Raw genomic sequence first — 11728 nt, forward strand, 5'->3', positions numbered from 1 at the left:
CCAAACATCATTTTTCCACGCTCTTCCCAATCCCCATCCCCTTTTAACATTGCAAGGTCTTGCAAATTTAATTCACTAGTAGTTAGCCAAGTGAACTTGGCGGGGTAAAGGGTAAAGGGGAAGGGGGAAAGGTTTCAAATCCCTTACCCCTTCCCCTTTACCCAGACATCACGCAGCATTTTTGGGTTGGCAGACTACTAGGAATTAACCATCAGTTGCGCTTCAGGTTTTACCCTAGCTTCTGCTTGCAGAAAATCAGCCACTTGAGCTTCAATTTCATCCCGAACAATTTGGCGATACTCCAAGAAATGCTCAATTTGGGCACAAACGGCTAAGTAGCTACTCACCCCACCTGGATTATGCTGATACATACTCCACAAATTACGCCAGAATTGCCAGCGCGTCTGACGACGTACACCCTGCCGCCAGCAAATGATTAGAAACGCTCGGAGTACTTTCCAGTTCAATGGTTTCTTGGCAGCTTTGCCCTTTTTCGGGTAGGTTGCTTCGCCCAAAAGCCGGAAGTGTTTGTATGTACGCTCCAAAAACCGCTCTGGCTCATACAAATCACAGAACGCCTGCACATATTCACGAGCTATGTCTTCTAAAGGTCGAGTTGGGACAAAGTTCATCAACGTGGTTTGGTTGATGTTGGCTGATTTATTGCGGAGTCGTCCTTCTTTTTCTAATCTATGCCAAAGGGCTGTATCTGGAAGGGCTTGCAACATACTAAATAAAGCCGTGGGAATTGCTGTTTGCTCAACAAATTTGACAATTCGCGCCCCGGCTCCTACTTTTTCGCCATCAAACCCAATGATAAAGCCTGCCATAACTCGCAACCCTGAGCGGGTAATTCTATTTACCGCTTCACTGAGCGAGTCTCTGGTATTCTGGTATTTCTGAGTGAAAGTGAGACTTTCTTCGTCGGGGGTTTCAATTCCTAGAAAAACCGCTCCAAAATTACACGCTACCATCAAGTCCATCAGTTCTTGATCTTGGGCTAAATCAACTGAAGCCTCTGTCGCAAAAGAAAAGGGATAGTTATGTTCTACCATCCAGGGCAGAAGAGACTTCAAAAATAATTTGACATTCCGCTTATTACCGATGAAGTTGTCATCCACCATAAAAATACTGCGTCGCCAACCCAGTTTGTAGAGATAATCAAGTTCTGCTAATAACTGTTCTGGGTTTTTGGTGCGAGGTTTGCGACCATACAGCACAATAATGTCGCAGAATTCACACTGGAAGGGACATCCACGAGAAAATTGTACCGACATTTCCGCATAAGCTTCAAACTCTAACAAGTCAAAGCGAGGGGTGGGAGTGTTGGTAACATCTGGTTTTTCACCGCCAGAGCGAAAGATACCTGTGCGATCGCCCCGTGCGATCGCTGCTACAAATAAAGGTAGGGTAATTTCCCCTTCGTCCAATATCAAGTAATCCACTCCGGCGGATGTCATTTCATCTGGTAACGCTGTCGGGAAAGGCCCACCCACAGCTACCCGTTTACCTCTGCGTTTTGCTTCCGATATCTGACAGAGCAAATCCTCTTTTTGCACAATCATCGCCGACATAATAACCAAATCGGCCCAAGCCCACTCTGCTTCCGTACAGGCACGAACATTTCGATCTACTAGCTTATACTCCCATTCTTGAGGTAATATCGCGGCTACAGTTACCAAGCCTAAAGGCGGTAGCATTGCTTTACGGTCTAATAAAGCCAGTGTTTTTTCAAAAGACCAAAAACTTTTTGGAAAAAGGGGGTATAGAAGTAAAACGTTCATATTTGATGCTTATAAACCTTGATCTTAGCTGCTGGTTAAGTTCAAATACAACTTCGCCGCTCTGGTAAAACACTTAGAGAAGCTTTTGTATGCAGTAGCTGTAAATTCTACTATGACTGATTTAGACGAAACAATATTTTTTAAGGGCAATTATTACTACTTTTATACTAGGGAGGACTCCAAGACTGCGGGTTTTGCTGAATTAAAGAATGATTCTTGTAGGGTGGGCATCTGCCTTAACTTCATTTGAACGAGGCAGGGGGAAGGGAGGAGGGGGCAGGGAGCAAGGGGGCAGGGACAGCCCGCAAATATGGAAAGCCACTTGGCAAATTGGCAACTCTGAACAAATTAACTGTGTTATTTTTAATAACTATACAAGGTGTATTTGCACTTTCAAGCTATTTTTTAGACGGGCTGCAACCCGTCTTTATTTATCGCCAGATCCTTTTACAGCAGTTTTCATGTATTTGAACTATATCTGTCGTAGGAGCAATTCATGAATTGTCCCTACAACGAAAGTCCTAAATTTAATTATTTGCTCAACAACTTTTAGGGTGTTGTATAACATTTTCTAAACAACATCTCAATAAAGAGAAAGACGTTTGAATCTGTTCTTTTCCCCTGCCCCCTACTCCCTGCCCCCTACTCCCTGCCCCCTACTCCCTGCCTCCTGCACCCTTCAACTTCTCAGTTGCACAGGCATAGCTAAATAAGTCATTTTCAAACCACCCAATGGTGTAAAAATAACTGGAGTCAGGCTTTGATTTAGGTGCATTTGAATTTCGGAAGATGGTAACTCTTTCAAACCTTCCATCAGATATTTAATGTTAAAAGCAATTTCAATGTTTTCTCCAGATATCTGCGCCGGCATTGACTCTCTACCACTACCCACATCTTGAGCTTCACAAGATAAGGTAATTTCTTGAGCTTCGCTATCAATACTAAGTTTGACAATATTATTTTTCTGGTCTGCTAGCACAGCAATCCGTTCCAATGTGCTGACAAATTGTCGCCGTTCAATTGTCACTTGTCGTTCAAATTGACGCGGAATCAATTGTCGATAAGCAGGATATTGCCCTTCTAATGTGCGACTAGTCAAGCGTTGATTTTGCCATGCAAACACAACTTGACCTTGATCGAAATATAAAGCTACAGGTTCATCTGATGAGGCACTATGAGCTAGCATCCGTTGGAGTTCGCGTAATGCTCTCGCTGGTACTGTCACCTCTAGTTGACTAGTTCCGCCTAAAGGACGCTCGTTGCTAGTTTCTACCACTGCTAGGCGATGTCCGTCGGTAGCTGCAAATTCTAGGGTATCTTGTTTAACTGTTAAATGTACTCCCGTCAGTACTTGTTTAGTTTCATCACCACTGGTAGCAAATAATGAACCCCGTAATCCCTCAACTAATGCGGCGGTGGTGAGATAAATTACTTCTGTATTTTCAATTACAGGTAGTTCAGGAAATTCTTCCGGTCCCATTGCTCGGACTTGATAATGTCCACTTTTGGGTGTGAGTGTAACTATTAAACCTTCTCCACCGGATGTTGCACCTGTGAGGGCTGATTCATCGTCTAAAGTGATTTCGCCTTCTGGAAGACGAGAGGTGATATCTACAAGTAACTTAGCAGGAAGTGCGATCGCACCACCTTGCCATACCTCTGCGTTAAAGCTGGTGCGGATTCCCAAGCTGAGATCGAAGGCTGTTAAGCTTACTTGGTTAGTTTCAGCATCCGCTTGTAACAGCACATTGGCAAGTACTGGATGAGTTGGTCGTGAAGGTACTGCACGACTAACGAGTGAGAGATTTGTACTGAGATCGCTTTGGGAGCAAACTAATTTCATAAGTGAGATTCAGCTGGTGAAGGATATGGTAACATCCTTATCGTTTATAGGCGATCGCTAATGAAGTTATTTAAGGGTAAAATTCCAAACTCACCAATCCTTTAGCAGCCGATTCTGTTAAGCTTTCTTCTGTAAATGGATCTTATGAATGGGGCATCGGCTGCGATCGTCAGTTAGCTAAAATCCAATAGGGTTCATATAGCGGTTCTCGTACCCTACGGGAAGCCGCTACGCATCTATAGATGCAATGACTTTGACCTCTCTCCAAACCTCTCTCCTAAAAGGAGAGGGGCTTTGAATCTTACTCCCCTTCCCTTGCAAGGAAGGGACTGGGGGTTAGGTCTGTAACTGACAGAAAATCAAAGTTTTTAACCCGCCTTTGCGTAGCGTTCCATAGATAGAAAAGGCGGTTTTGTCTGTGTAGCAGCGACTTCCAGTCACCCAGTGTAGTACGCAAACATACTATAATTTGTGAAAAGCCTAATTTATGCTATTCCTAAAGACGCAAAATGATAGAGGTGTCGCTCAAGGTATTCTGTTCCTACTCTCACAACGACGAACCTCTAAAGGATGAATTAGCTAAACATCTTACTATGTTGGAACGGCAAGGTGTAATTTCAACCTGGCACGATCGCAAAATACCACCTGGAAAAGAATGGGATCAGCAGATTAATGAAAATTTGAACACAGCCGATATCATTTTATTGCTCGTCAGTTCAGACTTTATATACTCTAAATACTGTTGGGATATTGAAGTTACCAAAGCAATAGAACGCCACGAAGCTGGAGAGGCTTTTGTCATTCCAATTATTCTGCGAAACGTTTCTTGGCAATCGGCACCATTTGCTAAACTACAGGCTCTGCCCAAAAATGCCTTACCTGTTAAATCTTGGAATAATCAAGACGATGCATTCACAAATGTAGCTCAGGGAATTAAGTTTGCTGCTGAACAACTAATTAAGGAGCGTCAAGAAAAACAGGCAAGTAGGGAAGCCGCCATAGTTAAGTATCGTCAGCAAGCTGAAGAATTTGCGTCTGATGGTGAGATTTCTCTTGTGGAATCTGAAATCTTGAAAGATTTACAGGAAAAGTTAAAATTAACAGATTTAGAAGCCAGTGCAATCCGAGAGAAAGCATTAGAGCCTTACGGCATATATAAGAAACATATAGACAAATACAGGCTATTCTTGACAAATTTTATAGATGAACAAGGGTATCCATTGAATGAAAAAGCTAAAAATGAATTAAAAAAATTACAACAATACTATGTGCTTAAGGATGAAGATGTAGTTTGCGTAGAGAAAGAACAAGAAGTAGAGTATCAAAAACGGCAAGCAGAAAAACTTCTGCAAGAACAGGAAGCAAAGCTTTTTACAGAAAATTTGGGCAATGGTGTAGTTCTGGAAATGTTTGCAATTCCTGGTGGTCAATTCTTCATGGGTTCCCCAGAGAATGAACCAGAACGATACAGTGATGAAAGTCCACAGCACACTGTTACCGTTCAACCCTTTTTCATGGGTAAATTTCCAGTTACACAAAGCCAATGGGCTATTGTAGCTACGCTGAAAAAGGTGAATATTGATTTAAATTCCGAACCATCCAACTTTAAAGGTGCTAACCGACCTGTTGAGTGTGTTTCTTGGGATGATGCAGTTGAGTTTTGTGCAAGATTGTCTAACAAAACAGGTAAAAACTATCGCTTGCCTAGTGAGGCAGAGTGGGAATATGCTTGTCGTGCGGGAACGACTACTCCATTTTATTTTGGTGAGACGATTACGACTGATTTAGCAAATTATGATGGAAACTACACCTATAATTCTGGGTCAAAGGGTGAATTTCTTTGTCAAACAACAGATGTCGGAAAATTTCCACCAAACTTTTTTGGTTTATTTGATATGCATGGTAATGTCTGGGAATGGTGTCAAGATACTTGGCACGAAAATTATAACGGAGCACCAACAGACGCTAGCCCTTGGATAAGTCCTAATGAGAATCGGCTGCTTCGTGGTGGTTCGTGGTACTTCAATCCGGGGCGTTGCCGATCGGCGATTCGCTACAGCGTCGCACGTGTCGTTAGGTACAACGAGGTGGGTTTTAGGGTTGTGGTTGCTGCGTCACTTAGGACTTAGTATACCTTTACACTCTTGTCCTTTTCGCTGGTTCTGCTACACAAAACCTCCTTACCAAGGAAAGGGATTAAAGTCAGGACTTTGTGTTCAATCGGATATGATATTAGGTAAGTTAACTACCTGTGGAAAACTTGTGGAAAAACATGGGTACTTTTTCACAAAGTAATTATACTTAATTAAGTTTTATCAGGAAAATATCAAGTTTTCCACAGATTTTTCCATAAAAAGTAAGATTTTTTCCATAATCTAAGTTAAATTTAATCAATTTTTATACGTTACTTAATATTTTCAATTAATTATTCAACCATTAAGACTAGCGATCGCACTGTTAGTTGTGGAAAACTTAAAATATATCTTCAGGATAAAATAAAGACTAGTAAAGCTAAACTTCGGTAAAGGTTACAAAACAAATCAAATCAGATTCAATGACCGCTACTCATCATTTCTGGCTACCTGCACCGACAGATTTAACTTTGTTACCAGATGAGATTCATGTCTGGCGTATAGAACTTGACCAACCAGAACTACAACTGCAAAATTTAGCAGCAACTCTTTCCAATGACGAAACGGCTCGTGCTGAACGGTTCTATTTTCAGGAACATCGACAGCGTTTCATTGCTGGTCGTGGTATTCTGCGAACTATATTAGGTCGCTATTTGGGTATCCAACCCTTACAAGTGCAGTTTAATTATCAACAGCGTGGCAAACCAGTATTAGCAGATGCATTTGCCGATAGTGGACTGGCATTTAATTTGTCTCATTCCCAAGGGTTAGGTTTGTGTGCGGTGAATTGTACTCGCCCAATTGGTGTAGACCTAGAATATATTCGCCCGATGTCTGATATTGAAGCTCTTGCCAAACGGTTCTTTTTACCGAGAGAATATGAGATGTTGCGATCGCTATCTCCCAACCAACAGCAAGAAGTATTTTTCCGTTACTGGACTTGTAAGGAAGCTTATTTAAAAGCAACTGGAGACGGACTATCCCAGTTAGAACAAGTTGAAGTGTCGTTGACTCCTACAGAACCAGCCAAGTTACAGATATTAGAAGACTGGAGTCTTTTTGAACTAGTACCTGCAAACAATTATGTTGCTGCCGTTGCTGTAGAGAATTTTGGCTGGAACTTAAAGTGTTGGCAGTATTGATGTTGATTAAGCTCATCTCTTGGCTGAAACAAGAGAGATATTGCAGACAAATGACCAATGACAAATGACAAATGACAACCTGCTTACTTATCTTCCTGCATATTTCGCACAATTTTTGTCACCAGGTTTCTAGGTACAAATCTGACGCTTTTTGCAAGTATTGCATTGAGTAAACCAGGAATGACAATGGTTTGACCCTTCATTAAGGCACGAAAACCAACTTCAGCTACTGTTCGTGCATCCATCATTCTCTTACCCTTGAGCAACTTAGAGTCAGCCATTCCGGTTCTCTCATGAAAGGCAGATGCGGTTGAGCCTGGGCAAAGAACTGTCACAGTGACACCAGTACCTTCTAACTCATTAGCGATCGCTTCTGAAAACGATAAGATATAGGCTTTAGTAGCAAAATAAACCGCCATCAAAGGCCCTGGTTGAAACGCCGCAGCCGAGGAGACGTTTAATATCTTACCTTCACCTTGCTTGACCATGTGCTTCAGGAATAGCTTAGTTAAATGGGTGAGACACACCAAATTTACCTGTAGCATTTCCAGTTCAGTAGCTAAGTCTGTTTCATGAAATAATCCATAGATACCAAATCCAGCATTATTTACCAGCACATCAACATTAATATCGGCTTTTTGCAACTCCGTGAAAATTTCTTCAGGAGCAGTTGATATAGATAAATCCTTAACAATAGTTTTGACAAAAATTCCAAATTTTTCTTGGAATTTAGCTGCAATTTCTACTAGCGTTGGCCCATTTCTGTCTACTAAGACCAGATTGTAATTATGAGCAGCAAAAATACACGCTAATTCGTAGCCAATTCCACCGGCTGCCCCAGTAATAAGAGCAGTTTTTTTGCTCTGTCTTTGATGTGTTGTGTTCATGTAAGAATATTGGTGAATTCAACTTGATGAAGCTGCGTTGCATTTACAGTGGTTCTTGTTCTACAATTAAGTACGCGTAATATCTCAACCTACAATAAATATCTTGAGTTATTACCCTTTCAAATGCTTATGTGATGCATTGGATAGATGTAGCAGTCCAAACGTAAATTTAGGACTTATGCATCGAAGAAGTTAGGCCTTAAAGGAGTTCGGTTATTTCAGACTGCTAGCATTTGGTTTTTGATCACTCACAAAAGCCAGCGGGTAAAATCAACCTTTTATGCCCGACATTAACCATTCTATCCTCAATTGCTTCTGTCAAGGGTTGAATACTAAAAATTTACATGATTGAGCATAAAAAAACAGGGCAATTATATTGCCGCTGTTAGTGTATTAGTTGTTGCTGGCATCTGAAATATTGGCTATTTAGTAGTACTGAGTTTTAAAAAGCTTGGACTAAATAAACTTATTTTTTAGGTTCGTAACGCACCGAAAGTATCCAGGATGGTGCGTTACGTTCCTAACATATCCTACGTAAGTTGTGAATTACTAAGCGATATTTAAGAAGCCGCTTTGAATCAAGTAGGCGGTATAAGTCATGAACAATTGAGAGTCAATTGGAGGACAAGCAATAGAACTACCTGCCAATGCATGGAGAGTATCTTGGCAGCTAATATGGGGTCTTCTCGCTTGCAAGTACAAATCAGGAATAGTCAGTTGTTCATCAGACCAACGTTCCAGTAAAAAGGGTCGCAGAGTGTACAAAGGGTTGTCAGCAGAAGTCACATTATTGATTAACTCAGATTGCCATTTTTCATAGGGAATCATTTCAACTGAATAACCAAAAGAGCGTATCCACTCAACTAGCATTTTCAAAGCTGCGGGTTGGGGATGTTGTAAATTGAAAGCCTTACCTATGGATTCTTTTTGGCGTGATAGATAAACGATCGCTTTACTTACATAGTCAACAGGTGACATATCTAACATATAATCTACATCAGGGAAATATCCCATTTGTAGACAGCCCTTGGTCATCAAGTTGATAAAGTCATGTGTGTTACAAATGCCTGTCTTGCTATCACCTGAAATCAGTGGTGGTCTGTGGATAGTTACAGGAAGCCCACGGTCACGAGCAATTTTAACTAACTTTTCAGCTACCCATTTAGTTTGTGAGTAACCAAGATAAATGCCTTCCCAATGATTGAATTCATCCTGCTCTTTGACAACCTTGCCAGCATAAGCAGTAGATTCAAAAACAGCAACACTAGAAACGTAATGTACAGGCTTGACTTTAACTTGACAAGCCAATCTCAAAACTTCTTGAGTACCTAAAACATTGGCTGCTTTCAGTGCAGAGTATGGGAAAACATAATTCAACAAAGCAGCACTATGATAAATAGTATCAATATTGGCAGCTAATATTTGAAACTGTTCCGAACCAATACCTAACAAAGGCTGAGATAAATCGCCAACAATAGGAATAATTCTGGAGCTAAATTCTTCCTGCCAAATAGCATACTGTTCCAGATTCTTTTGGAGTTTGCTTTTGCCTTCTTCGGCATTAACAGCACGCACTAAGCAATAGATATCCGCATTGGTTTCTTGTAGCAATTCCCGGATAATAAAGGCTCCTAAAAAGCCAGTTCCACCAGTTAAAAAGATGTTCTTGGGTTCATCTATAGCTACATTAGATGCAGCACCAGGATGGATAGTAGGGTCAAGAACAGCCTCAGCACCTAAATCTAGAATTGAGGGTGCAGTGTTGGCATTAGAGGCTACTACCTTTGTATCTTGAACTGGCGAACCATCTTGCACTTCTTCAGCTAAACGCTGTGAAAGAGCTTCAATATTTGGGTAATGCCACAGAAGCAACGGAGATGGTTGAAATCCGAGCAACTTTTCTAAGTTACTTACTAGAATCATTGCTTGGGCTGAATCCAAACCATAGTTTTCTAAATGTTCTGTGACATCTATTTCATCAGTTGCTACTCCTAACAACTTAGCTAAGTTAGATACCAAAAATACTTGAATATCGTCTGCTGTGAAAGACTGTTTTATAGTCATTTTTAAATCTCCAACAATGATGTAGAACGAACAGGGTGATATTGACTGTAATAATCGGAAGCTTGCAGTCCTTGAATTTTCAAATTTTGAACACGGTACAAAAAGGCTGCACCAGTCATAATTTGATTAGCAACATCAACTACACCACGATTATTTGGTTCAGACAGGTAAGAACCGCGTACCCAGTCATTGAAACCGCCCATTGCCGGGCCACACCAAATTTGATAATCGACTTCTCTACCTTTTTCACCAGAACTCGACCAGCGAGAAGATAATCCTAAATACCAACGGAAAATCAATGCCATTTTTAGTTTAGGATTATTGACTGCTTTCCCAAGTTTTTCAGGATTCTTTTGGGATAAATAAGCCGCAGTTCCTTCCCATACTTCGGCAATAGTTTTGCGAAAAACTTGCTTTTCTAATTTCTCTCTTTCTGCAAGGGGGATGCTTTCAATGGAATCATAAGCGCGATAGAGTTCAAATAATTTCTGTGCTCGCATGGGGAACATTGTACCCCGTTTGAGAACTTGCAATTTGACTCCCATTTCAAACATATCTGCTGCTGGAGCCATTATCATATCAGCCATTTCTGCTTGGGCTAATAACTTTTTGGTATGTTCACAAGCCCCAGATTCAACACATGACTGATTGATGGAACCGGTCATTATATAAGCAGCACCCATCATAAAGGCTGCTAATGCTGATTGTGGTGTACCAATTCCCCCTGCAACGCCGATTCTAATGGGTATTTGGTAATGATATTGTGCTTGAATTTCATCCCGCAAGGCAATAATAGAAGGTAACACACAAACCAAGGGACGGTTATCTGTATGACCTCCAGAATCAGCCTCGACGGTAATATCATCAGCCATTGGAACTTTAGCTGCAAGGGTTGCTTGTAACTCAGTAATTAACCCTTGTTCAAGAAGTTCTTTGATTATTCTGGCTGGTGCTGGTTGCAAAAATTTAGTAGCAACTTCTCGGCGAGAAATTTTGGCAATGATTTTATTTTTGATTTCAATTTGATTGGCGCTATTCAATCCCAATCCAGCAACACGGTAATAAACAATGTTGGGAGTCAAGTCGAGAAATGCAGATGCTTCTACTGTTCTTACTTGATATTTGAGGTATAAATCTACAGCCCGGCGTTCAATCGCAGGTTCGTTGGGGCTGTGGATTAGATTAAATGCGTAGGGCCCTTGAGGTAAAGCTTGTTGAATGCGATTTATGGCTGCTTCCAAACGTTCTGGAGTTAAACCACCTGCACCAAAGGAACTCAAAATTTGCTCTTTTCCGAGTGCAATGACCATTTCTTCGGAAGCAATTCCACCAGCCATTGCGCCGGTAACGTAGGCATATTTCACTCCATGAGAGGAGAGGAAATTCGGATCTCCAAATTGTTGAATGCGGATTGGGGCTGCAAATGTTAGGAGTTCTACTTGTGCTGTTGTGCCATTATCACCAGGGGATAAATAACCCTCATTAGTGACACCGATTTTTCCGGCAACTTTCACGATGTAGCAGGGTTTATTTAACACCATCAATTTATCTTTGATGGTTTGTTTCTCAAAAGATACTGTTTCTAAAGAACCTTTCCAAACCTGGTTTTTGTTATGCGACCAAGTGGAGAAGTTAAGACCATTATCGTGTTTACTTAGTACCGTATCTACGGTTGTCACGGTAGTTATCCCTCGGATTACAAACAATGGATGATAAAGTTGAAGGGTGTTGACTCTGTTAACGAACCGCAGAGGCGCAGAGGGCACAGAGTAAGAGAGTAAGAGAGTAATACCAATTCTCTGGGAGATGCACGTAATAATTATTAAACGAACCGCAAAGGGCGCAAAGAGCGCAAAGGAAGAGAGAAGTTAAGAAT

General features: G+C 41.2%; 7 protein-coding genes. 2 read left to right on the forward strand and 5 right to left on the reverse strand.

All coding sequences use genetic code 11. The annotated features are described in order from the left end of the window. Positions 1-197 precede the first annotated feature (197 nt). Both GJB62_RS00150 and dnaN read right to left on the reverse strand, forming a co-directional pair. A complete protein-coding gene (locus GJB62_RS00150) occupies positions 198-1784 on the reverse strand; it encodes a B12-binding domain-containing radical SAM protein (protein WP_114080279.1) in 1587 nt (528 codons plus the stop codon). A gap of 679 nt (positions 1785-2463) precedes the next feature. Further along, a complete protein-coding gene (gene dnaN, locus GJB62_RS00155) occupies positions 2464-3627 on the reverse strand; it encodes a DNA polymerase III subunit beta (protein ID WP_114080277.1) in 1164 nt (387 codons plus the stop codon). 509 nt (positions 3628-4136) lie between these two features. On the opposite strand from dnaN, the gene GJB62_RS36880 reads away from it, so the two are divergent. Together GJB62_RS36880 and hetI are read left to right on the forward strand one after the other, a co-directional pair. Next, a complete protein-coding gene (locus GJB62_RS36880) occupies positions 4137-5756 on the forward strand; it encodes an SUMF1/EgtB/PvdO family nonheme iron enzyme (RefSeq protein WP_114080276.1) in 1620 nt (539 codons plus the stop codon). A 425-nt stretch (positions 5757-6181) separates the two neighbouring features. Continuing rightward, the gene (gene hetI, locus GJB62_RS00165; protein ID WP_114080275.1) at positions 6182-6901 is read left to right on the forward strand and encodes a 4'-phosphopantetheinyl transferase HetI; all 720 of its coding nucleotides are present in this window, start codon (positions 6182-6184) and stop codon (positions 6899-6901) included. Between the two features lie 83 nt (positions 6902-6984). Here hetI and GJB62_RS00170 read toward each other — a convergent pair whose 3' ends face one another. The 3 genes from GJB62_RS00170 to GJB62_RS00180 form a co-directional block, all read right to left on the reverse strand. After that, positions 6985-7788 (reverse strand): SDR family oxidoreductase, encoded by an 804-nt coding sequence (locus GJB62_RS00170; RefSeq protein WP_114080274.1) that lies wholly within the window; start codon positions 7786-7788, stop codon positions 6985-6987. Between the two features lie 549 nt (positions 7789-8337). Then, positions 8338-9852 carry a thioester reductase domain-containing protein gene (locus GJB62_RS00175; RefSeq protein WP_114080273.1) on the reverse strand — a complete coding sequence of 505 codons (1515 nt, stop codon included), beginning with the start codon at positions 9850-9852 and terminating at the stop codon, positions 8338-8340. Positions 9853-9854: 2 nt separating this feature from the next. Next, on the reverse strand, positions 9855-11531 hold the full coding sequence (locus GJB62_RS00180; protein ID WP_114080272.1) for a PfaD family polyunsaturated fatty acid/polyketide biosynthesis protein: 1677 nt from the start codon (positions 11529-11531) through the stop codon (positions 9855-9857). Positions 11532-11728 lie beyond the last annotated feature (197 nt).

Origin of the sequence: Nostoc sp. ATCC 53789, assembly GCF_009873495.1 — a bacterium.
Taxonomy (GTDB): domain Bacteria; phylum Cyanobacteriota; class Cyanobacteriia; order Cyanobacteriales; family Nostocaceae; genus Nostoc; species Nostoc muscorum_A.

Coding starts and splice junctions, on each gene's coding strand:
- GJB62_RS00150 (WP_114080279.1), bottom strand. CDS start 1,784: ATGAACGTTTTACTTCTATACCCCCTTTTTCCAAAAAGTTTTTGGTCT.
- dnaN (WP_114080277.1), bottom strand. CDS start 3,627: ATGAAATTAGTTTGCTCCCAAAGCGATCTCAGTACAAATCTCTCACTC.
- GJB62_RS36880 (WP_114080276.1), top strand. CDS start 4,137: ATGATAGAGGTGTCGCTCAAGGTATTCTGTTCCTACTCTCACAACGAC.
- GJB62_RS00170 (WP_114080274.1), bottom strand. CDS start 7,788: ATGAACACAACACATCAAAGACAGAGCAAAAAAACTGCTCTTATTACT.
- hetI (WP_114080275.1), top strand. CDS start 6,182: ATGACCGCTACTCATCATTTCTGGCTACCTGCACCGACAGATTTAACT.
- GJB62_RS00175 (WP_114080273.1), bottom strand. CDS start 9,852: ATGACTATAAAACAGTCTTTCACAGCAGACGATATTCAAGTATTTTTG.